Origin of the sequence: Lactobacillus sp. ESL0684 (assembly GCF_029392675.1) — a bacterium.
Classification (GTDB): domain Bacteria; phylum Bacillota; class Bacilli; order Lactobacillales; family Lactobacillaceae; genus Lactobacillus.
On the sequence record NZ_CP113941.1, the window covers coordinates 1,002,926 to 1,026,726 of the forward strand.

24 protein-coding genes are annotated in these 23,801 nt (G+C 35.8%); 2 read left to right on the plus strand and 22 right to left on the minus strand.

What is annotated here, in order from left to right; all coding sequences use genetic code 11:
• Positions 1-20 precede the first annotated feature (20 nt).
• The 7 genes from rpmF to uvrC all read right to left on the minus strand — a co-directional run bounded on the left by rpmF (position 21) and on the right by uvrC (position 7,441).
• Entirely contained in the window at positions 21-209 is a 189-nt protein-coding gene (gene rpmF / locus OZX56_RS04665) for a 50S ribosomal protein L32 (RefSeq protein ID WP_277126396.1), read from the minus strand.
• Between the two features lie 113 nt (positions 210-322).
• A complete protein-coding gene (locus OZX56_RS04670) occupies positions 323-544 on the minus strand; it encodes a LapA family protein (RefSeq protein WP_277126395.1) in 222 nt (73 codons plus the stop codon).
• 10 nt (positions 545-554) lie between these two features.
• Positions 555-1,349 carry an SDR family oxidoreductase gene (locus OZX56_RS04675; RefSeq protein ID WP_277139080.1) on the minus strand — a complete coding sequence of 265 codons (795 nt, stop codon included), beginning with the start codon at positions 1,347-1,349 and terminating at the stop codon, positions 555-557.
• Positions 1,349-2,284, minus strand: coding sequence for a ribonuclease Z (rnz, locus tag OZX56_RS04680; protein ID WP_277126393.1), 936 nt, complete (start codon positions 2,282-2,284; stop codon positions 1,349-1,351). Before rnz ends, OZX56_RS04675 begins: the two co-directional genes overlap by 1 nt.
• 14 nt (positions 2,285-2,298) lie before the next feature.
• Positions 2,299-4,218 (minus strand): acyltransferase family protein, encoded by a 1,920-nt coding sequence (locus tag OZX56_RS04685; protein WP_277139081.1) that lies wholly within the window; start codon positions 4,216-4,218, stop codon positions 2,299-2,301.
• 30 nt (positions 4,219-4,248) lie between these two features.
• Entirely contained in the window at positions 4,249-5,553 is a 1,305-nt protein-coding gene (obgE, locus tag OZX56_RS04690) for a GTPase ObgE (RefSeq protein ID WP_277139082.1), read from the minus strand.
• 85 nt (positions 5,554-5,638) lie between these two features.
• Positions 5,639-7,441, minus strand: a complete 1,803-nt coding sequence (gene uvrC, locus OZX56_RS04695) for an excinuclease ABC subunit UvrC (RefSeq protein ID WP_277126390.1) — start codon at positions 7,439-7,441, stop codon at positions 5,639-5,641.
• A 169-nt stretch (positions 7,442-7,610) separates the two neighbouring features.
• Here uvrC and OZX56_RS04700 point away from each other — a divergent pair, with 169 nt between their 5' ends.
• The gene (locus OZX56_RS04700) at positions 7,611-7,733 is read left to right on the plus strand and encodes an SPJ_0845 family protein (RefSeq protein WP_277126389.1); all 123 of its coding nucleotides are present in this window, start codon (positions 7,611-7,613) and stop codon (positions 7,731-7,733) included.
• A 35-nt stretch (positions 7,734-7,768) separates the two neighbouring features.
• On the opposite strand, the gene yihA is transcribed toward OZX56_RS04700, so the two are convergent.
• From yihA to rpsO, 7 genes are all read right to left on the minus strand, one after another.
• A complete protein-coding gene (yihA, locus tag OZX56_RS04705; RefSeq protein ID WP_277126388.1) occupies positions 7,769-8,353 on the minus strand; it encodes a ribosome biogenesis GTP-binding protein YihA/YsxC in 585 nt (194 codons plus the stop codon).
• Positions 8,343-9,623 carry an ATP-dependent Clp protease ATP-binding subunit ClpX gene (gene clpX, locus OZX56_RS04710; RefSeq protein ID WP_277139083.1) on the minus strand — a complete coding sequence of 427 codons (1,281 nt, stop codon included), beginning with the start codon at positions 9,621-9,623 and terminating at the stop codon, positions 8,343-8,345. The genes yihA and clpX overlap by 11 nt, the downstream gene beginning before the upstream one ends.
• A gap of 124 nt (positions 9,624-9,747) precedes the next feature.
• Entirely contained in the window at positions 9,748-11,070 is a 1,323-nt protein-coding gene (tig, locus tag OZX56_RS04715) for a trigger factor (RefSeq protein WP_277126386.1), read from the minus strand.
• Positions 11,071-11,214: 144 nt separating this feature from the next.
• Positions 11,215-12,405, minus strand: a complete 1,191-nt coding sequence (gene tuf, locus OZX56_RS04720) for an elongation factor Tu (RefSeq protein WP_277126385.1) — start codon at positions 12,403-12,405, stop codon at positions 11,215-11,217.
• 185 nt (positions 12,406-12,590) lie between these two features.
• Positions 12,591-13,424, minus strand: coding sequence for a tetratricopeptide repeat protein (locus OZX56_RS04725; protein WP_277139084.1), 834 nt, complete (start codon positions 13,422-13,424; stop codon positions 12,591-12,593).
• Between the two features lie 2 nt (positions 13,425-13,426).
• The gene (locus OZX56_RS04730) at positions 13,427-15,208 is read right to left on the minus strand and encodes a ribonuclease J (protein ID WP_277139085.1); all 1,782 of its coding nucleotides are present in this window, start codon (positions 15,206-15,208) and stop codon (positions 13,427-13,429) included.
• A gap of 150 nt (positions 15,209-15,358) precedes the next feature.
• The gene (gene rpsO, locus OZX56_RS04735; RefSeq protein ID WP_277126382.1) at positions 15,359-15,628 is read right to left on the minus strand and encodes a 30S ribosomal protein S15; all 270 of its coding nucleotides are present in this window, start codon (positions 15,626-15,628) and stop codon (positions 15,359-15,361) included.
• A 199-nt stretch (positions 15,629-15,827) separates the two neighbouring features.
• Between rpsO and rpsT the strand changes: the two genes are divergently transcribed.
• Positions 15,828-16,079, plus strand: coding sequence for a 30S ribosomal protein S20 (gene rpsT / locus OZX56_RS04740; protein ID WP_277126381.1), 252 nt, complete (start codon positions 15,828-15,830; stop codon positions 16,077-16,079).
• Between the two features lie 47 nt (positions 16,080-16,126).
• On the opposite strand, the gene holA is transcribed toward rpsT, so the two are convergent.
• The 8 genes from holA to OZX56_RS04780 are packed head-to-tail and all read right to left on the minus strand — an operon-like array spanning position 16,127 to position 23,742.
• A complete protein-coding gene (gene holA / locus OZX56_RS04745; RefSeq protein WP_277139086.1) occupies positions 16,127-17,113 on the minus strand; it encodes a DNA polymerase III subunit delta in 987 nt (328 codons plus the stop codon).
• Entirely contained in the window at positions 17,110-19,398 is a 2,289-nt protein-coding gene (locus OZX56_RS04750; RefSeq protein WP_277140351.1) for a DNA internalization-related competence protein ComEC/Rec2, read from the minus strand. The genes holA and OZX56_RS04750 overlap by 4 nt, the downstream gene beginning before the upstream one ends.
• The gene (locus OZX56_RS04755) at positions 19,367-20,092 is read right to left on the minus strand and encodes a helix-hairpin-helix domain-containing protein (RefSeq protein ID WP_277139087.1); all 726 of its coding nucleotides are present in this window, start codon (positions 20,090-20,092) and stop codon (positions 19,367-19,369) included. The genes OZX56_RS04750 and OZX56_RS04755 overlap by 32 nt, the downstream gene beginning before the upstream one ends.
• A gap of 58 nt (positions 20,093-20,150) precedes the next feature.
• Complete coding sequence (locus tag OZX56_RS04760) at positions 20,151-21,185, minus strand: SepM family pheromone-processing serine protease (protein ID WP_277126378.1); 1,035 nt, start codon at positions 21,183-21,185, stop codon at positions 20,151-20,153.
• Positions 21,172-21,672 carry a pantetheine-phosphate adenylyltransferase gene (coaD, locus tag OZX56_RS04765; protein WP_277126377.1) on the minus strand — a complete coding sequence of 167 codons (501 nt, stop codon included), beginning with the start codon at positions 21,670-21,672 and terminating at the stop codon, positions 21,172-21,174. Before coaD ends, OZX56_RS04760 begins: the two co-directional genes overlap by 14 nt.
• Entirely contained in the window at positions 21,673-22,224 is a 552-nt protein-coding gene (gene rsmD / locus OZX56_RS04770) for a 16S rRNA (guanine(966)-N(2))-methyltransferase RsmD (RefSeq protein ID WP_277126376.1), read from the minus strand. It abuts the gene before it with no gap.
• Positions 22,221-22,565 (minus strand): YlbG family protein, encoded by a 345-nt coding sequence (locus tag OZX56_RS04775; RefSeq protein ID WP_277126375.1) that lies wholly within the window; start codon positions 22,563-22,565, stop codon positions 22,221-22,223. Before OZX56_RS04775 ends, rsmD begins: the two co-directional genes overlap by 4 nt.
• Positions 22,555-23,742, minus strand: coding sequence for an FtsW/RodA/SpoVE family cell cycle protein (locus OZX56_RS04780; protein ID WP_277126374.1), 1,188 nt, complete (start codon positions 23,740-23,742; stop codon positions 22,555-22,557). The genes OZX56_RS04775 and OZX56_RS04780 overlap by 11 nt, the downstream gene beginning before the upstream one ends.
• Between the last annotated feature and the right edge of the window lie 59 nt (positions 23,743-23,801).

Genomic DNA, 23,801 nt, shown 5'->3' on the forward strand with positions numbered 1-23,801 from the left:
CAAATTCGGTGTCTTATTAGTTAATTATTGCCATTTGCGTTGTCACTAACAACTTGACGACCCTTGTAATAACCTTTAGGTGAAACACGGTGACTCAAACGATATTCACCAGTAGTTGCATCATAATGCATTGCTGGAACAGTTAACTTGATATGGCCACGACGCGAACGTTTCTTTTGCTTAGAAGTATGTCTCTTAGGAACTGCCATTTACTTGATCTCCTTTATTGTAGATTTAAGTTTTAATAGCACCAGTTAAAGTGCCACTAAATTACCTCACGTGTTTTAATAATACTATTGTATCGTAAATAAATCAAGATTTATTAGTCATTCTTACGTTGATTATGTCGATTTGATCCCCAAAACCAACCAAATAAGACCCCTATTATCAACATAACTACCAATACAATAATTAAAGGTAATTTAAACTCAAACAATCCGAAGCTAATCGCTACTTTATTAGTATTGAGTACAACAAAAATTACTGCTAATAACAATAAAACTAAACTAGCGATTAACTTTATTTGTTGTTTTCTATCTTTCACTTTTAGGCCTCTACTTTCTGGATGCAAATTTTAATGATAATGCATCACCAATTTGCGGAAACAGATTATACAATTTAGCCATCACTGCTAAACTAATTGGTAAATTGAGTTCACGCTTATTGCTACCAAAGTAATGCACTACCTGCCAAGCAACGTCATCAGGATCAAGCATAAATTGTTGGACATTTTTAACATAATTACCACTCTTATCCGCGATATTAAAGAAATTAGTATAAACCGGACCCGGATTAACAGTCATTACCTTGATACCAAATGGTTTTAACTCTAATCTTAAAACATTAGAAAATTGAATAACAGCTGCTTTTGAGGCACTGTATGCAGCTGATTTTACCGTAGGAATTTTACCAGCAATTGATCCAAAGTTAATAATCTGACCTTGCTTTTGATCCATCATTACCCGACCAATTAGCCGTGTAAAGTACATTAAGCCAAGTACATTAACTTGAAACATTTCCGTAACTTCTCGACGCTCTGTTTCCATAAATTGTTCAAACTTACCAAAACCTGCACAGTTAACTAAGTAATCGACATGCTTAGTAACCTGAATGATTTTATTAAAAGTTGCATCAATTTCACTACTTTCACCAATATCAGTGGGAAAACTATAAGTTACTGCACCAGAAACTTCTTGGGCTTCTGCTGCAATTTGCTCTAGTTTAACCGCATTTCTGGCAATTAAAATTACGGTAGCGCCGCGTCCAGCTGTTTCTAAGGCAATTGAACGGCCAATACCACTTGAGGCACCAGTTACAACCACTACTTTATTTCTTAACGAATCGCTCATTATTTTTCACCTTTCATCGGAATCTCCACCCGATCAAAATCATTCGCTAATTTGGTATTAGCAAATACTTTCTTCGCTTGTTTTTCTAGATGATGAGCCTTAGCTCCTAAATATCTTGCTGAAATATGATCTAAGTATAGGCTCTTAACACCATTATCGCACGCAATTTTAGCCGCTTCAACTGCTGTGGAATGATAATAGGCATGTGCTAAATTAGCTTCATTACCTGCAAAAGTAGATTCATGAACTAACACATCAGCATTTTTAGCTAATTTAGCAATTGTTGGCGTTGCTCGAGTATCATATATAATCGTCACAATTCGCCCAGGCTTGTTAGGTCCCAAGAAATCATTGCCATCTAATATAGTTCCATCACTTAATGCTACCTGTTCACCATTTTTTAGTTTACCCAGTAAAGGACCGTTAGGAATATTATATTGTGCTAACTTTTCCATTAGCAATTCACCTTGATGCTCCTGCTCAACTACCCGAAAGCCAAAACTAGGCACTCTATGAGCTAGTTTTTCCGCATATACCTTGAAGCCTTTGCCTTCATAAATAAGACCACCCTGCTCAAGTTGTACAAATTTAATCGGATAAGATATCTTTGTTCGCGATACTCGTAATGCTGTACGCACAAATTGTTCTAATCCAGCAGGACCATAGATAGTTAAAGGGCCAACTTCTCCTTGAAATGACCTCGTTGCCAATAATCCAGGTAGGCCAAAAATATGGTCACCATGATTATGTGAAATGAAAATTTTAGTAATTTTGCGCATTCTAATATTAGTCCGTAAAATTTGATGCTGAGTAGCCTCTCCCACATCGAATAACCAAATCTCATTTATCTCATCAAGCATTTTTAAGGCAATGCTTGAGACATTGCGCTGCTTTGACGGCTGACCTGCCCCTGTACCTAGAAATTGTAATTCCATCTACTTTTCCTGTTCTAAAACTTTGCATGCTTAACTACTGTTTTAGCAATATAAGCACTATAATACTTGGATCCAATCGTTGTTGGATGTGTTCTATCTTGATAAAACCATTTTTCATGTGGCTTAGCATAAGCGTACCAATCAATTACAATTAGATTGTGATAGCGCTTAGCTGCTTTAGTTAGCAACTCATTTACTGGAGTTTGCCATGATCTAGTCGGAACATGGACATTGATCCAAAAAACTTGCTTTTTAGGTCCTAATTGTTTCATTATTTGGGCTAAATCTGTCATTGAAAATGGACCATTAGTTCCTAGTCCAATTAAAATGTTATTAGCTAAAACACCCTGCTTCTGATATTGATTAAGCAAACTACCTGCAATATTAACCTGACGTGAAACTGCCGCATCAATGATTGCCTTAGGCATCAATTGCTTTAAATCAGCACTGGATCCAGCCATGACTGAATCACCGATCGCAGTCAGCTGCACTTTTTGCAATAATTGCAAATCAACTTGCGATATCCCATATTTTCTAAAAGATCGGTTAACCGGTCTTTTTTTAGCAGTCTTTTTAGCTTTGTTGATTAATTTAGTTCTTTGACTAGGATGTTTTTTGGCTTTTTTAAGGTTAGCGATCAATGCTTGATTATCTTTGTTCTGTTTTTGACGATTAGTCTTAATTCTGCGCGCTAACTGTGATTTATTAAAGTCATCTGCTTTAACAGCTGGAGAAACACCAATCGCAATACTTCCAACTAAAAAAATAATCCCAGCAATTAAGATTTGACCTTTTATAACATAATTTTTGTTATGCAAGTCGAATGCTTTAACCAAGTATTGTTTAACCTTTGACCAGGTTATTTTGCCTAAAGGACGTTCAACTAAGCGATATGATAATTCACTTAGCACCAAAATTAGTACTACTTCGATCATCCTGTATAACAAAACATGATCGGCCATGTTCAAAACTTTATCTTCGAAAAAAATCATTACTGGAAATTGATAAAGATAGATACCATAGCTGCGTGAACCAAGCCAATTAAATATTGGATTAGTCAGCCACTTATTCCAATGGCTCCCTGGATGAGCAACAATACCAACTAGAACAACTGTAAAAATTGTAAATAACAGCATTCCACCATAATAGGGAAAGGCTGTTTCCGCATTCATACTAGAACTAAAAAACAATCCTAGCATTCCTAGCAACGCTACTAATCCAACTCCATCTAATAGAAGACTATCACTTGGCTTAACCGTATCCTTTAAATCTGCAATTGGCCAAACCACTGCTAACGCAGCACCTAAACCCAATGCAAAAAAACGCGTATCAGTACCATAATAGATCCGGTTGATATCAGTACCTGTATGATACATTATTGCCATCTCAAGTGCAGATGCAAGCGAGCCTACTAAAATAATCCAAAAGATCGGTTTTCTTTTTTTAACTAATTTGATCAGCAAGAAAATGATTATTGGCCATAAAAAATAAAATTGACCATTTATTGACATTGTCCAAAGATGAGTAAAAGGAGATTCATTGGTCGCAAATCGTTCAAAATAACTTTGACCATTTAAAATTTGCCAAAAGTTATAAACATTAAACAGATTGGTGACAACGACTTGCCCTAGTTTAGCTAATAGGTTTCGTTGAAACAGAATGATATAGGCTGCAGCAGTCCACAAAAGCGCAATTAGTGCAGGGTAAAGCTTTTTTAGTCGACCTAAATAAAAGGTCTTAATATCATAAAATCCTGTTTCTCGATAGGACTTGAGTATATGATCAGTCACTAAATAGCCGGTTAATGTAAAAAAAATCGGCACTCCCAGATAACCACCAACAAAAGTATTAGGGTCCAGGTGATATAAAATCACACCAATAACTGCCAATGCTCTAAGTCCAGAATATCCCGTAATAAACCGATTTTTTGTCATATTTTCAAACTTTTCTATTTTAACTATTTATTATTGTACAAATTCAAAGGTAAACGTACCGATAATCACATCATCACCATCGACAGCACCCTTTTGACGTAAAGCATCATCCACACCCAAATTCTTTAATTTACGTGCTAAGCGCATCACACCATCGTGGTAATCAAGATTAGTCCGCTCAACTAAACGTTCTAAACTTTCACCTTTTACTTCAAAAACATGCTCTTCTAACCTAGTAACAGTAAATTCATGTTTCTTAGGTGCTTCGTATTTATATTCTTTAACTTGGTCAACTGTTTGTTGCTGAACTACCGCTTGCTCATTTTCAACTTGATCGACAATAGTTGCAGTTGCCTGCATGAGAGTTTCAACACCTCGATGAGACACACTCGAAATTGCATAAACTGGTTCATCGATTCCAGCTTCAACCAAGTCATGCTTAAACTCAATTAATTTTTCTTGGGATCCGGCCAAATCCATTTGTGAAGCAACAATTAATTCCCTTTTATTTTGCAAACTTGCATCATAAGAAATTAATTCCTTGCGAATCGCTTGATAATCTGCAATCGCTTTGCGACCATTATTGGGATCCATTGAGACTAAATGTAAAATTACTTTAGTACGTTCAATATGACGCAAAAATTGAATTCCTAAACCAACACCTGTACTAGCACCTTCAATTAATCCAGGCAAATCGGCTAATGAGAAATCACGACCGTCAGGTAAAATGACCATCCCTAAGTTAGGAGTCAAAGTAGTAAAGGAATAGGCAGCTATTTTGGGTTTAGCCTTGGTTACTACTGACAACAATGTTGACTTACCAACAGAAGGAAAACCTACTAAACCAACATCTGCTAGCATTTTCAATTCTAGTCGCAGAACTCGATCTTCGCCTGGTTCCCCATTTTCGGCAATTTCAGGTGCAGTATTAACACTAGTAGCAAAATGGATATTACCGCGACCACCGCGACCACCGCGAGCAACTTCCAACTCTTGCTTATTTTCAGTTAAGTCTCCGATCTCTTCATTGGTATCAAAATCGTAAACAGTTGTACCTATTGGCACACGTAAATATAGATCCTTAGCACCACGCCCGTATTGAGACTTGATACGGCCATTCTCACCATTAGCTGCCTTAAATTTACGTCGATAGCGAAAGTCCATTAAGGTTCTTAAGCCGCTATCTGCAACAAAAATAATACTACCACCATGACCGCCATCGCCACCGGCTGGGCCTCCATTGGGAACATATTTTTCATGGCGGAAAGCAACCATACCGTCGCCACCTTTACCGGCTTGTACTTCAATCTTAGTTTGATCGACAAATGTGGGCATGTTATTTCTCCTCCGTCTTACCTAACTTAAATACTATACCACAAAAGAGGTCAACAATCGTGATAAAAATCATCTATCTCAAAAACTATAATGTTAATTTAATCGTCTGTGCTTGAGGTAAAGTTAAACCTGCTGAGCGTAATTCATCAATCGATGCTTCTTTGATTTTTTTAATTGAACCAAAATGACGCAACAATTTATTTCTACTTTTCGGACCAATTCCTTTAATTGAATCCAACTTGCTTGATAAAGAATTTTTGGCATGCGTCTTTCGATGAAAAGTGATCGCAAACCGGTGTACTTCATCCTGAATTCGAGTCATAAGATAGAATCCTTGAGATTTAGGATCCATAGGAATTAATTTTAAGGGAATACCATTAATTGGGTCACCAAATAACAAGTGATTAGTCCGGTGCTTATCATCTTTTACCATTCCAGCTACCGGAATATTGAGATTTAATTCATTATGAAGAACATCTTGGCAGGCTTCTACTTGAATCTGTCCTCCGTCCATCAAAATTAGGTCGGGCATCGCTTGGTGTTCACGCAATAAACGGCCATAGCGTCTACGTACTACTTCACGAGTATTTCGAACTTCATCTCCACCATTTTGGTGTTCTACTTCACCTTTTAATTTGTATTTACGATAAGCATTCTTTTCTGGTTCACCATCTTTAAAGACAACCAAAGCAGAAACGGGATCAACACCCTGAATGTGTGAATGATCGAAGCTCTCAATGATATGACCATATGGTAAGCCTAGAGCTTTAAAGATTTCTTGTTGAGCTCCTTTGGTTTTACGATTATCAAGTTCTAACAGCCGAAATTTGTCATCTAGTTTTAGCTTAGCGTTATCCTTAGCCATCTCAAGTAATGAGCGCTTTTGTCCTCGCTGTGGCGTTCTAACAGGAACATGTAAAACTTCAGACAAGGCCTCATTATCAATTCCTGTTGGCACTAATACTTCTTTGGGTAAAATGCGATTTTTTTGACCGTAGAATTGAACAATAAATGAACTAAAAGCATCTTCTGGATCATCTGTATTAGTTAAGGGATACATCCGTGTTTCTCTACGTAACAACTTTGCCTGCCTTAAGAAAAAAATCTGAATTGAAATCCAAGACTTGTCTACATAAAAATTAAAAATATCACGTTGAGTACTATCATTAGAAATGATTTTTTGTTTCTCAACTGTCTCTTCAATATACTTCAACTGGTCACGAATATCAGCTGCACGCTCAAATTCCAATTTTTCAGATGCCTTTAGCATTTTTTGGTTTAAATCATGCTTAACCCAGTCAATATCACCATTTAAAAAGCTTTTTATTTTTTTAATTTGTTTATCATATTCATCCTTAGGTACCGTCTTAAAACAAGCTCCTAAACATTGCCCCATATGATAATACAAACAAGGTCGTCCCTGCTTACCAGTGCACCGTCGCAAAGGAAATACTTTTTGAATAAATTTTAATGTTGCCTGTGCAGCGTAAACATTAGGATATGGTCCAAAATAATACCCACCATCCTTATGAACAATACTAGTAAGTTTAGTCTGCGGATCACGTTCATTAGTAATCTCAATATATGGATATCCTGTACCTTGTTTGAGCTGCACGTTATAGTATGGCTGATAGCGCTTAATAAGTGTAACTTCAAGTAAAAAAGCCTCCTTATCAGTTGAAACAGTAATGATATCGTAATCTCGAATTTCTTGAACTAATTCTGCCCTTCGACCATATTGTTTACTTTTAAAGTAAGATCGCACTCGGTTTTTAAGATTTTTTGACTTACCAACATATATAACTGTACCATTAATGTCTTTCATCAAATAACAACCAGGTTTGGCAGGTAAAAGCTTTAATTTGTTTTCTATTAATTCTGTTGCCAAAAAATCACTCCTTAAAATTGCCTTATTATTCTAGCACAAATTCGAGTTTTTACCCATTTATCAAAAATCACTTTACATAATTTTTATTATTTAAAGCAAATTAAAAAACTTACTACTAGTTATTAGCTTCTTTTTTTATTATAATGATAAAAACGAAAGGAAAATAAAAATGGGCTTAACTTTTAAAAAACAAGATGAATTAGAAAAATTATTTGATAAATTTGCAACCGTTCCTGAGGATAAAAAGAAAAAAATTAAACAGAAAAATAACCAAAATAAAAAAGACAATTAAAAACGGCTCTCACTTTTGAGAGCCATTTTTATTTTTTAAACTAAATCCTCAATCCAGTTACCCAATTCCTTAACGTGCAACTTATTAACTGCACTATAAGTAAGTACATTGACATTTTCGTATGACAGATCTAGCTTTTTATTTAAATTAGCCATAATTTTGTTAACTTGGCTTTTTTTTACCTTGTCAACTTTGGTACAGACAAGCAAAATTGGGAGGTTTAAGTATTGGACATAATTATACATAGTTACATCATCTTTAGTTGGCTCATGGCGTGAATCAACTAGTAAGATTAATCCCTTTAAATTCTCCCTGGTTTCAAGATAATCCTGAATCATCTCGCCGAACTGCTCACGCTGTGTTTGAGAGACTTTGGCATAGCCATAACCTGGTACATCAACTAAATAAAAAGCTTCATTAATGATATAAAAGTTAAGAGTTTGGGTTTTACCAGGTCTAGCAGATGTCCTAGCTAAATTTTTACGATTAAGTAACGAATTAATCAAGCTAGATTTGCCAACATTAGAGCGACCAGCAAGTGCGATTTCTGGTAAATTATCTTTTGGATACTGATCCTCGCGAACAGCACTAATCGCATAATCACTACTTTTAATGATCATTAGCACTTACCTGATCACTAGTTGCTGTTGTTCCATCAGTTGCCTTTTTCCGAATAACTCGTGGTTGTGCCTGTTCCGTGATAACCTTTTTAGTAACTTCAACCTCAGCAATATCTGATTGGCTAGGAATTTGATACATAATACTCATCATCGCATTTTCGATAATTGTTCTTAAACCTCGTGCTCCCATATCGCGTTCAATAGCTAGATCTGCAATCGCAGTGAGTGCTCCAGCAGTAAAGTTTAGCTTAACTTCATCGAAAGATAATAATTTCTGATATTGTTTAACTAGAGCATTTTTTGGTTCAGTTAGAATTCTAACTAAATCTTTACTATCAAGTTTATCTAGTGTAGCAATAATGGGAATTCGACCAATAAATTCAGGGATCATTCCAAATTTAACCAAATCACTAGTAGTTAAATGCTGTGTCCAAGAATCATCCTGTACCTTATCCAATTCATTTTCAGCACTAAAACCAATTATCTTTTTACCGAGACGTCCTTTAACAATTTGCTCAATTCCATCAAAGGCACCACCGACGATAAACAGAATATTAGTAGTATCAATTTGAATTAGTTCTTGTTGCGGATGTTTGCGACCACCTTGTGGTGGAACTGAAGCGACGGTTCCTTCTAATATCTTCAACAAAGATTGCTGAACACCTTCACCAGATACATCTCTAGTGATAGAAACATTTTCTGATTTTTTAGAAATTTTATCAATCTCATCAATATAAACTATTCCACGTTGTGCTCTTTCAATATCATAATCAGCATTTTGTAACAGTTTCAGCAAGATATTCTCAACATCTTCACCTACATAACCAGCTTCAGTTAGTGTTGTGGCATCAGCGATTGCAAATGGAACATCCAAAATACGTGCTAAAGTCTGTGCTAAATAGGTTTTTCCTGATCCAGTAGGTCCTATCAAAGCAATGTTAGATTTTTGTAATTCAATAGATGAATCAACGTCCATTTGGCTAATACGCTTGTAATGATTATACACGGCGACTGATAATACTTTCTTGGCACGCTCTTGCCCAACTACATATTGATCAAGCTGCTGCTTAATCTCCATTGGCTTTGGCAAATTTTGCATCTTTTTAAATGAATCTGACTTTAGTTCATCATCAATGATCTTTTTAGACAAACCGACACATTCATTACAAATATAAACACCATTACCAGCAATCATTTTTTTAACTTGATCTTGTGTCTTACCACAGAAAGAACATTTAATTTCTTCTTGATCAGTAAATTGTGTTGCCATACTATTCCTCCTAAAAACTCCATGTTTAAGAGTATCATAAAATCTGACAAGTAGACAAGTATCAGAATTATTTGCTTAAAAATAAAAAGGCAACTAAATAGTTGCCTCCTCACTAAAGATTTAATTAATCTTTGTCATCACTTTTTTCTTCTTTGATTTTTGATTTTGCGACTTGCTTAGCATTGTCAGCAACCAAATCAATTGCCTTACGAACGTTAATGTCATGTGAGAGCATTTCGTCTGTCAAAGTGCTACGAACAGTTTTTTCGTCCATATTGTATTCGCTAGCAAGATCCTTAATCTCTTGATCAAGTTCTTCTTGTGATGCTTGTAAATTTTCTTGCTTAACAATTGCTTCAAGAACCAGATTAGTCTTAACTCTTTGATCAGCGTCTTGACTAAATTGACTGCGTAATTGGTCTTCTGTAGTATTAGTAATCTTGTAATACATGTCAGGACTAATTCCTTGGCGTTGCATATTACCAAGATATTGGTTCATTTGAGTTGAAACATCTTCTTGAATCATTGCATCAGGAATTTCATCAATTGTAGCATTGGCAACTGCACCTTCAATGGCTGCTTGCTCAATTGCTTCTTTGGCTGCAGTTTCTTTTTGTTCTTTCAAGTTTTTCTTGATCTTATCTTTTAATGCATCAAGGGTTTCAACTGAATCATCAACATCTTTGGCAAATTCATCATCTAATTTTGGTAGTTGCTTAGATTTAACTTCATGCACCTTAGTTGCAAAGTGGGCTTCTTTACCAGCCAAGTCTTTAGCATTGTAATCTTCTGGGAAAGTTACTACTACGTCAACATCATCGTCAGCTTTATGACCAATAAGTTGATCTTCAAAACCAGGAATAAAAGTATTAGACCCAAGTTCAAGTGCATAGTCATCAGCTGCGCCACCATCAAAGGCTTCACCATCAATAGTACCCTTATAATCAATGGTTACTGTATCACCTTTAGCTGCTGCGTCTTTTTTAAGCACTAATTCAGCGTTCTTTTCACGGTCTTTTTCAAGTTCAGCATCAACGTCTTTAGCGTATACGCGTGTATTTTGCTTAGGAACTTCAATTCCCTTATAGTCACCTAATTTTACTTCTGGCTCAACAGATACAACTGCTTTCATCGTCCAGTCTTTGCCACTTTCCATTGACACAGGCAAAATTTGTGGTTGACCAACAGCAGAAATATCTGCTTCTTTAACTGCTGCAGAATATGCATCAGGTAAAACAATGTTTAAAGCATCTTCATATAGAGCTTCTTCGCCATAATATTGATTAAAAATAACTCGAGAAACGTGTCCCTTTCTAAAGCCAGGAACACGTAAGTTATTCTTTACTTTTTTGAAAGCTTGATCTAAACCACGTTCAATTTCAGCTTGAGAAATATCAAAAGTCAGTTCTCCAGCAGTCTTTCCAGTTTTATTCCATTTTACAGACATTAATTAAATACCTCCAATGTCAAGTTACTTTGCTTAGTTGCGTACTAAATTATCTTACATTAAACGCCCACAAAAAACAAATTTAGGCAAAAAAAGATGTACTTCTATGAAGAAGTACATCTCTTTAAACTGTTTTGTTAAAAACTAGTCAAGAATTTCAGTAACTTGACCAGCACCAACAGTACGACCACCTTCACGGATAGTGAACTTAGTACCTTTTTCAATGGCTGCTGGTTTAATCAAGTCAACAGTGAATTCAGTATTATCACCAGGCATAACCATTTCAGTACCTTCTGGTAATTCAATTTCACCAGTAATATCAGTAGTGTGGAAATAGAATTGTGGACGGTAATCTGAGAAGAATGGAGTGTGACGTCCGCCTTCGTCCTTCTTCAAAACGTAAACTTGACCCTTAAACTTGTTATGAGTTTGGATTGAGCCAGGTGCAGCCAATACTTGACCACGTTCGACTTGATCACGATCAATACCACGAAGCAATACACCAACATTATCGCCGGCTTCACCCAAGTCTAAAGTCTTGTGGAACATTTCCAAACCAGTAACAACTGATTTACGAACTTCTTCAACAATACCAACGATTTCTACTTCGTCACCGACTTTAACTTGACCACGATCGATACGACCAGAAGCAACAGTACCACGACCAGTGATAGTGAAGACATCTTCAACTGGCATTAAGAATGGCTTGTCAGTTTCACGTTCTGGAGTTGGAATGTATTCATCAACAGTATCCATTAACTTCATAATGACGTCTTGTTGTTCTTTATCGCCTTGTAAAGCCTTCAAAGCTGAACCGCGAAGTACTGGAATGTCATCACCAGGATAATCGTATTCAGTTAATAAGTCACGAACCTCCATTTCAACTAGATCTACTAGTTCTGGATCGTCAACTAAATCAATCTTGTTTAAGAAGACAACGATATGTTCAACACCAACTTGACGAGCAAGCAAGATGTGCTCACGAGTTTGTGGCATAGGACCATCAGTTGCAGCAACAACTAAGATGGCACCATCCATTTGAGCAGCACCAGTAATCATGTTCTTGATGTAGTCAGCGTGACCTGGAGCATCCATATGAGCGTAGTGACGCTTTTCAGTTTCGTACTCTACGTGAGCGGTATTAATAGTAATACCACGTTCTTTTTCTTCTGGAGCAGCATCAATTTCTGAATAATCTTCAGCTTTTGCCAATCCTTTTTCTGATAAAACTTTAGTAATAGCCGCAGTTAAAGTTGTCTTACCATGGTCAACGTGACCGATAGTACCAATGTTTACGTGTGGCTTCGTTCTAACGTAATGTTCTTTTTCTGCCATTAAAATGACCCTCCTGTAAATTTGCAAGAAGTCCGTTGAGTTAGTAACGGATAGTTCTCTGTTGAATATTGTACTACTTTCATCGGCAAATGCCTAGTATTTTAATGCATAGAGCCATGCCTAATGAAAACGTCCTTTGCTATTATACTAAATAGCATAAAAAAGTAAAGCCCTTTTGCCTAAATTTATTTGGGTAAATTTTGATAAATTTGGTCAAACAGTTGCTGATGTCCCCTACCGTCATGTTTTTCAAGATAAGATGCTAAATCACTTGCAAAACTATCTGGTTCGTCAATATATTTATGCAACTTTGGATAAAGGCTACCTAAAACCAAGTTTACTTCACCTAGTACAGATGGCAATTGATTGGGTCGATGATAATAACGAGAACCAATTGCCGAAACTACTTCTTGATAAATTGAGCCCTTTTCAAGTAGTTCAGTAGTTTGCGGTATAAATTCCTCTAAATTTCCCATTATTAACACTTTAATTGATTCAGTTACACCTAGGCGCACTAGATCCTCACATAGAGAAATGCGCACAGCAAACAGCAGTGACGGATCCAATAATAAACTTTGGGCAAAAGTTTTAAAATTGGTCAAATCTAATTTAAAGAGCTGTTCATAATCATACTGTGAAATTTGCTTTTTCTGTCTAAAATCTCGCATAATTTCCTGCTGAACTGTCTGATCGATAGCTGTAATTGAAATAGCTATTTTATCACTACTTAGATTTTGCAATTCGAGTGCCTCAATTACAAAATGATTCGCTTGCAAAACTTTGCGATACTCATCGAATAACGCACTATCTGTAAAAAGATCTGTCTCTTCTTTGATCAAAGCATATGCGGCATATGGTTCAGAGTCTTCAAGATACAGTTCACAAAGCTGCAATACAATTTTCTGTGTACGCTTGAGTTGCAAAGCCTGTTCCAAATAATCGATTGCTTGCTTAAATTCGCCTGCTGCTTCACTTTTTAGAGCTAATTTAAATAAATTTTCTTGACTTGGTGAAGGCATAATTAATCTTTCTTGACTATCTTCTGACCAGTACTATTCAGATCTACTGGATGATGAGAGTTACGTTGGTCACCATCAGGTTTATTATTGCGCCTTTGCATTGCACGATGACGATTTTGATTGACTTCCATTACTACAGGTAAAACCACTGGACGACGATTCGTCTTTTTGTACAAAAATCTCTCTAAATCATTACGTACATCTTGCTTAATCTCTGTCCAATCAAACTTCTTATGCTCAAAATTATTGTTAATTGTCTTTTTAATTAATTCAACACTATCATGCATCAGCTGATGATTAGCCTTAATATAGACAAAACCCCTACTAGTAACCTGTGGCTGCGCAACAATTTTCTTTTTACGCCGATCAATAGTTACCACAGCAATAAAAATTCCATCATCCGACAAGATTTCTCGGTCGCGTAAAACAATATTACCAACATCACCAATGCCTGAGCCATCAATCATTGTATCTTCGCCTGGCACAGGGTCAGTTAAGTACAGTTTTTGCTGCTTAAAGTCATAATTTAAGCAATCACCATTTTTGGTAATAAAAATATTTTCTGCTTTAATACCTGCCTTTTGCGCCAAGGTTTTATGAACTTCTAGTAATCGATATTCACCAATAACTGGAATTACGAATTTCGGCTTTAATGTGTCAATCAACAATTGCAAATCACGCCCGGTAGCATGTCCTGTCGTATGTTTTTGACGACCTAATTCAATTACTGTGCCCCCGGCACGATAAACTAAGTCACTTGTTTGAGCTACCATAGTTTCCACTGCATGTGATGGCGTAGTTGAAATAAAGACTAAGTCACCTTGATGAATAGAAATCATACTGTGACGCTTTTGGGCCATTTTCTGAAGCGAATTCAGTGGCTCTCCCATTTGGCCTGTTTCCAAGATGACTGTCTTATTTTCAGGAGTAGTTTTTAGATCTTTGACGCGCATCAATAGCCCTTTAGGGACATCCAAATACCCTAGTTCCATTGCTGTACGCACAATTTTAGCTACATCACGTCCTGTTAGCAGCACTCGCTTATTGGTTTTAGCTGCTGCATTAAGTACTTCTTGTATTCTAAGTAAATTCGAAGCCTTAGCTGCAACTATTACCCTGCCTTGTGCATTACGAAAAACATTGGTTACATAATCACCAATATCTTGCTCAGAGACATTAGGCGCGGTTGACTCAGCATTGGATGAATCACTCAGCAAGGCTAAAACGCCCTTTTGTGCTATTTCAGCCAAGCGATCTAAATCTGTGCGATACTTTGGTGCAGCAGTCGGATCAAACTTAAAATCACCAGTATATACCAACTCTCCAGCAGGAGTATGAACATCAATTCCTAAAGAATCTGGGATCGAATGCGTTGTATGGAAAAACGAAATATTCGCATGTTTAAAATCGATTTCCGTCTCTGCATCGATTATATGAAATAGACTATTTTTACAACGTTTATTTTCCCTTTTAACCGTAATTTTAGCCAGTTCGATTGTTAAGCGTGAGCCAAAAACAGGAATATCATACTTTCTCAAAATATATGGTAAAGCGCCAATTGAATCAGCATGTCCATGAGTTAAAAAGATGCCGACAACTTGATCTCCATATTGTTCAAAAAAATCTAGATCTGGTATTACCAAATCGATTCCAAACAAAGAACTATCAGGATACTTGAGTCCAGCATCAAGAACAAAAATTTCATCATTGACTTGCACAGCGAACATATCTTTTCCTTGTTCACGTACGCCGCTCAAAATCATTATCTTAACTTGATCAGCCATTTTATTTCCTTTTCTATTATTATTCAGTTTTTTATTTTATGGATCATTAGATCACAACGTAAAAAGTGTCTTTATTAATTTTAGCATAAAATGTAATATGACAAAAATAAAAAAGTCAGCTTCATGAGCTGACTCTCTTATTTTTATTAATTAACGACGTAAACCTAATTGCTTAATTAATTCACGGTAACGATTAATATCATTATCTTGTAAGTAACGAAGTAAGTTACGACGATGACCAATTTTCTTAAGTAAACCAACATAAGAGTGGTGATCATGTGAATGACTCTTCATATGATCAGTTAAGTTATTAATATCTGCGGTCAATAATGCAACTTGAACTTCTGTTGAACCAGTATCACCCTCGTGAGTAGCATACTTCTTAATGATTTCGTCTTTTTCGGTTTTTGAAATTGCCATGAAATTTTCACCTTTCACTAAAATAAATTGCCGTTAACAACGTTAAACGTCAGGTGTGAGCGTACAAACAGCGTTAACGGTTCACAACAATAGTATAATACAGATTATTTTTTAAAAAAGCAAGTATAATTACCTTGCATCTGCGTTTATTCTTCAGTATAATCATCTAAGTAGATTACGATTAATGGAGGTGAATCTTATGCCACAAATCAAATCAGCTATTAAGCGTGTTAAAACTCAAGATGCTGCTAAAAAGCGTAACGCTGCTCAAATGAACCAATTAAGAACTGCTGTCAAGAAGTTCAAGGTTGCTCAAGCAGCTGGTGCTGAAGACGCCTCCGAATTACATGTTGCTGCTGCTCGTGCTTTGGACAAGGCTGCTTCAAAAGGCCTTATTCATAAGAACAAGGCCAGCCGTGATAAGAGCCGTTTAGCTAAGTTAGCTAAATAATTTAATTATCAGCAAAAAAGACAAGAATCAAATGATTCTTGTCTTTTTTAGATATCTAAAATAAATAATTTTAAAAAGGTACTCTTCTGATACTGGCCGCTTTTATATTTGAAATCAAGCTCAATGGCTAACTTTAATAAATCTGCTACTTTCTCAACTGCTAATTGATACTGCAAAGCCAATTTCACTCGATAAGGATGAATTCCCAATTCTTTTACAATTTGGTTTTCATTTCTACCTCTTTTTTTCAAAAGTTTAACTACCAAGATAAGTTCTAATTGGTTTTCAAAAACTGCTAATACTTGAATCGGAGAGGTACCTTCACGTAATTGATTTTCTAATCGTTCAATTGCCTCTTGATAATTGTGTTCTAGCGCCGTTTCCAAAATTGCGAATACATTTTGTGCAAATGATAAATCAACATTTTGCGCAACTACTTCATCAGTGATTCTACCATCAACTGCCAGCATTTTTAGTTTATTATAATTCTCCAAAACTGTATCAAGTACCTGATCACTGCGTTCAAGCAGTAGCTGTAAGCCGGCAGACGATATTTGATAGCCTTCAGCCTTGATCAAATTCTTAATTATCGTCCCAATTTCGTAGCTTTTAACATTAGTTTCAATCACATTAAATTGTTTTAGCACCGTTTTTGTAAGTTTTTTGCGGCGATCAATTTTGCTATAAGAAGCAATTATAATAACCAAATCGTCTAATTGGTTCATTTTAGTAAAAATATCCTGTAAACGAACCAACTGCTTTTGCAGCTTTTTAGGTGACTTGGCAGTCAGAAAAAAAGGATTCTTAACGATGATCATTTTTTGCTGACTGAATAAACTAGATTCACTAAGATTTGCAATCAATTCTTCTATGCCGTCAACTGTACAGTCAATCGTTACCTTATCCAAGCCCGCAAATCTTTTTTCGTGGATAAATGAACGAGCAAGATAATCATTTAAGATACTATCTTCTCCTAACAGCAGTGTTTGAGGATTCTGATTATTAGAGTTTTTAAATAAAGAAAGTAAAGTCATTGATGATTCACCGATAGAAAGCTTTTAAATTTAGGCTTAACAAATTTGCCGTACGTCCAAGTAATCATACCACAGTCTTGTGTTGATGCCCACGGTATCTGTTGCTTTTTCAAAGTAGCAAGCGTTTCTGGATGCGGATGCCCAAACCGATTATTGCGACCTGCTGAAATAAACACCTTTTCTGGGTGTAACTTTTGCAAAAAATCTGGATTAGAAGCTGTTCTACTACCATGATGTCCTAATTTGAAATAATCAGCGTGAAGTTGATATTTAGTCATCAGTTCTGCTTCACCCGCTTGACCCAAATCACCCGTAAAAAGCCATCTTTTACCAGCTAAATTGAACGTTAAAGAAAGCGAATCTTCATTTTTTCCTGGGCCAGGTTCAAACGGATAAACTACCTGAAAATTAATTTGTGGTTCAATTACTTGCTTACCAGCTAATAGTTGTATTATTTGATTCTCATTGATTCTACCATTAATACGTTTTTGAAAAGAAGGATTATTAAGCAGTCCTTGTGCCATATACAATTTATCCACTTGGACTTGTTCGAGTATCGGACCAAGATCACCAACGTGATCACTATCTTGATGAGTTACAAAAATGCCGTTAATTCGCCCAATACCTTGAGCTTTAAGCAACGGAATAGTGATTTTATTAACCTGTGGGGTCAGTTTTTTACCAGAAAAATTCAGTTTTCCTCCGACATCAATCAGATACACACGACGTGGAAATGGGGTGGTAATCAAGATGCTATCCCCCTGACCCACATCAATTAGACTGACTTGACCAGTCAGGGGAAAATGAATCATTGCAAACAAAGTAATATAAAAGATACCTAAACTAACCGAAAGTCGCCTAATTATTTTATGTTTTTTCGTTTTATCGTTTAAATAAAGTAATAAAGCCAAACTTAAAACAAGTAAAACTAAACACTGCCACCAATTAATCTTACCAAAAGTTAGTAGTCCAACCTTAGTAGCAGAAATCTTGCCAATTATGATTTCACCATAATCCAAGATTAATGAGAACAGCTTTGAGATATCTGGCAATATCGCAAAAACAACCAAGTTAATGAAGGTTATTGGCATAACTATCCAGTTAAAATAAGGCACAATCAGTAAATTAAAAATAACAGTTAACAAGTTAAATTGAAAAAAATACAGTAGTAATAATGGCGTGAGCAACAAATTGAGGAACATTGACTGCTTAATATTAGTCATTTTATCAGTTGCAACTAAACCAAAAGTTAAAGTATAACTTAGAACTGCTCCTACTCCCATCATCAACCTGGGTTGAATTAATAAATGTAAAATACAGGTTAAACCAAGCAAATCATATTGTCTTATTTGCAACTTTTTAAACTTAAATAGTTGCCCCAATAAATAATTTAGACAAGCTCGTACAAAACCTGCCTGTCCATTACTAAGAAAAATTCCAATTAACAGAATCATTGTACAGCAAATAAAAGTTTCCTTTTCAGTTAATTTGAAATAAAAACAAATTGAGCTGATTACCAAAACATAAATGCCAACGTGTAATCCAGAAATACTGAGAATATGAATAACACCCAAGTTTCGATAGTTATCCAGAATTTGCTGGTTAGCTTGACTAGGATTTTCTCCTAAAATTAATTCATTACTAAAGAAGTCCAATATTTTAGGCATTTTACTAAAATACCGTTGTAGAGTATAGCGTAAATAATGAACATAATCTAATATGCCTCCACTATTAATTGTCAATTCGCAGCTTTTAAGTTTTACTTGTTGCCAAATATTTTTTCCAGCATAGTAACTTTTCAAGTTAAATTGTCCATAGTTAGTTGCCGGCATAATTGGCGAAACATCCCCAACTAGGTTAGTTAAGACAATTTGATGGCCTTGTTTAAGCTGTTCAGTTTGCTTATTTGTAATACTAGTAGAGACTAAAACTTGTCCTCCAGCAACTTTTCCTGTACCTGATAACCAATTATCCTCAACTTTTACTTGATCAGGATAAAGTTTAATACTAGCTTGATCGTTAATTATAAAGTCTGTCTTGTTTTGGTGCAACTTAACAAATAAGCTGCTAGTAATAAGTAAAAGTATTAACACCCAACCTAACCCACGATAATTATGCAAAATTAGGATTACCAGCCCAAATGCAAAAAGCAAACAAATTAAGACTGATAGCTTAGTTGCACATTGATAGACTAAAAAACTCAAATCAATTAATAATAATGCAGTCAATACCAAAAAGCCCGGACTAAGAATCTCAGACTTCCAGCTGATCTTTGAGTGCGGCAAAGGTTTTATCCCCAATTCCAGAAACTTCTTTTAAATCTTCTATCTTTTTAAATTGACCACTCTTTTCACGATACGCAATAATTTGTTCAGCTTTTTTTTCGCCAATTCCATTAAGCTTCTGTAAATCAGCGGCAGTTGCAGTATTAAGATTAATCTTACCGCTAGTTTTAGCTCCATCTGAAGTAGTCGTATCAGCTGAAGCAGATGTAGACGAGGTTTTAGTTCCATTAACTGATGAAATAATATCATCAGCTTTGATTTTCTCTCCACGATACGGAATATGGACTTTATCTTGATCTTGCAAAATCAGTGCGCGATTAACATGCTTAAGTTGCGCATTTTCTGCGGTACCACCAGCTGCCTCAATCAATTCTTGTAGACGTGCCCCTGTCTTTAATGTATAAACACCTTGCTTTTTTACAGCACCAGAAATATCGCAAGTTACTTCTGAATTAGTTTGAGTCTTAGTAGGTTCACTTTGCGTTTTTGCTGGTTCAGTATCGGAATCTTTGGTTGCTGCTTTATCATCAGCTGTAGTAGTTGAAGCAACTTCGTTAAAGTCACTAGTATTTTGCTGATTAGCATCACCAGCATTACCTACTTTAGTCCAAATAACGATTCCAGTAACTATCAAACCAGCAATAACATATTGTTTATGCGCTAAAATAAAATCTTTGATTTCTTCCAAGTTCACTTTACTCACCTCAATTATGACATACGAAAAAAGTCCAGAAAATTTTCTGGACTTTTACTTAATAATTAGTTTTCAAATATTTCACAGCATCATCAAACGTCGCAATAGGTACTACTTTCATCTTGGTTTTGATCTGCTTAGCTGTCTTTTTAGCTTCTAAATAATTACTAGCATTCTTTTTAACACCAGTAGTATCAGTTGGTGCAAAAAAGACTTCAGCACCTGCCTGATCGGCTGCTACCACCTTTTTATCAACTCCACCAATAATTCCAACTTTGCCAGTTGCTGTAATAGTTCCAGTTCCAGCAATTTTATGTCCCTTAGCCAAATTATGACCAGTAAATACCTGATAACTAGTAAGAGCAAACATCAAACCAGCAGAAGGTCCTCCAATCGCACCGGCATCAATATCTATCTTAGGATTAGTCTCTACTTTGACGCGTTCAACTAATTGAATACCGATTCCTGGTTGATTAGTACCTGCCACTTTAACAATTTTACCAGTAAAATTCCGCCTATGCTGATTACGTAAAACCGAAATATTTACTTGAGAACCAATTCTTTGATGTCTAAAATACTTCATCATTGCCTGCGTTGAATGAAATCGGTGACCATCAGCCCCCAAAATGGTATCCCCAATTTGCAACTTTTGCTTAAAACTAGAATTTTTTTGCACTTGCATCACATAAACTCCCTGATAATGAAGCTTAGGATTTAAATGAGCCTTTTTAGCAGCGCAATAAATGGCATTTTGTTGACTTGTTTCCATGTACCAATTCTGCAATTCCTCATATTGACTACTAGTAGAGCCACCTAACATTTCTTTAGCTGAAACACGAGTAGCAAATTTTTGCGTATAACTTAGCAGATATTGCAATACCGTAGCGGGCTTACTGGTTGAACTTACCGTAACTAAATAGTAATTATTAGGCTTGGGATCTTTACTTTTAACAAATTGGCTAGTATTGACTGCAGATCCAGGCATTTCAATGTAATAATTTGTTGGCCAACTTAAGCCAATCACTATTAATAGAAAAGTTACTATGACTAATAACCAATTTCGAATATGGTGTGAGCCTTTAGTCTTTTTCATTATTATCAGGTCCTAGCTTATCCTTTAAGGCGCTTGCCGCCATTTTAGGTAAAAAAGCGTCAATTTGACCACCAAATTGAGCCACTTCTTTGACAATACTCGAAGCAACAAAACTATTTTCTACTTTAGTAAACAACAAGGCAGTAGTAATTTCCGGAGCAATTTGTTTGTTAGTAGCAGCAATTTGCTGTTCATACAAAAAGTCTGAACTATTACGTACCCCGCGAACAATAACCGAAGCGGAAATTTCTCGAGCAACATCGACAGTTAAAGCATCGGGCTTCGATAAAACTGTTACATTGCCATAATCTTGAACTGCATCTTCAATCAGACTAACACGCTGATCAATTGAAAATAAATAATTTTTGCTCGTATTAGTCATTGCGACCACATAAACTTGAGCAAACAATTTACTAGCTTGTTTAATCACATCCACATGACCGTTAGTAATTGGGTCAAAACTGCCAGGAAATAGTGCAATTGCCATTTATGAATCCTTTCGATAAAAGTGAACTAAGGTTTTTCCTAAATGATGCTTCTTAGTTAAGGTAAAACCACTAACTTCTCCTAAACTGGTCTCATCATCTGTTTCAGCAACCACGATAGCCTGATCTGCTAACAAGTCAAGACTCAACATCTTTGCCATATCATGAACAATTTGTTGCTTAGCATAAGGCGGATCTAAAAAAATCAAATCAAATTGTTTACTAGCTTGTGCCAAATACTTAAGCGCTTGATTGCTGGACATCTTTTTAACTAAGAATCGATCTGGCTCTCTGGTTAAAGCAACATTTTTTCGAATAATTTCAATTGCAGCATAGTTAATATCAGTAATAACTGCATGGTCGCAACCTCTTGAAACAGCTTCTATCGCCAGTGCGCCACTACCACCATATAAGTCTAGTACCTCACCACCACTGAAAAATTGTCCTAAGCTATTAAACAGCGACTCTTTGACCTTGTCACTTGTAGGTCTAGTCTTTTGACTTTTTAAAGTGTATAAATTTCTTTTGGCAAACTTACCTGAAATAATTCTCATGAATATTGTTCCGTGTGTTCTGTATTTTTAGTTAACAACTTTTCTTCAGCAGCCTGAGCTAAATCAGTAATTTGCTGTTCAATATGGCTACTAGTTAAATCAACATTTTGTGTTTGGGCAAATTCTACTTTTTCTACAAAATCAAGCGAGTTAAGTGTCTGTACAGTTTGCTTAGCAAGTGCATAATCAACATACATAATGCAATAACATAATTTTTTTGAAAAATAGATTATATCGCCATAGTATCGCAATTTATACTGATTACCAGCCGAATTTAGATAAACAATTAACCCTTGCCTTTTTTGAATTGGCGTACCAGTTATGTCTTGATTAATACTCATTTGCTTTCACCTCTTCTTGTTTAACCCTTTCATTAGCTGCAATATTTAAAACTAGACCAATTGCCATAGATAAGACAATTAACGACGAACCACCATATGAAATAAATGGCAAGGTCACTCCTGTAATTGGCAATAAACCTAGAACTGCACCAATATTAAATAATGCTTGAGTGAAAATAATGGTAGCTACACCAAAACATACCAAAGCATTAAACTGTGAACTAGCGTGCAATCCCACTTCCATAATTTGCCAAATTAAATAAAATAGTAATCCGATTACGACTAATGCCCCCAAAACACCGATTTCTTCAGCAATAACTGCTAAGATAAAATCAGTATATGGCTCAGGTAAGTAACCGCGCTTTTGCATGCTATTACCAAGCCCTACACCAAACAAACCACCATTATGAATTGCATAGTATGAGTTAACTAGCTGTGCACCACCCTTTTGTTGTAATTCAAAGGGATGTAAAAATGACAAAAATCTTTGATACTGATAATGATCGTGTAAAAACTTTGGGTTCCACTGAATTACGATAAAGCTCAGTATGAAAACTCCAAGACCAATAGCAATAAGCCAAGTAAGTGCAGTTTTAGCAGGAACTCCAGATACCGAAAACATCACTATCACAATCATTGCCAAAATAGCAGCACCACCAAAATCCGGCTCTAGCACGACTAAAAAGATGACTACCATTGCCATCACTGCTGGCCTTGATAAATTTTGAATAATTTGTCCTTTGCGCAAACGCCCATCGTGACGATCTAAATAATAAGCTAGGTAAATGACTAAGGCCAATTTGGCAAGTTCAAGTGGCTGAATTTTAATAAAACCTAAATCTATCCAACCCGCAGCCCCATTGATTTCAGCCGCTTCACCCATAACCAACTTTCTAATTAGCAAAACGACTAATAAAAATACCGCCAAGCCAATACCAAGCGCAACGAATTTTTTATTTCTAAAAAGAGCTAACTTTAAAGCAAAAGTAGGCACAGCAAATAACAAAAGTGCTACTATTGCATAAATTGCTTGTCTAATACCGTATGTTGATGGTTTAAAATTATTGACTAATAAAATATCCGAACTGGCTGAATAAACCATGATGATTCCAAAAATAGTTAGTAACAGATAGGGAATTAAAATTTTATAGTCTAAATGGTGAAATTTTTCTCGCACAAGCAGATTTCTCCTTTAGCATAAACAATAAATATATTATAAAACAAAAAGAGCACCAC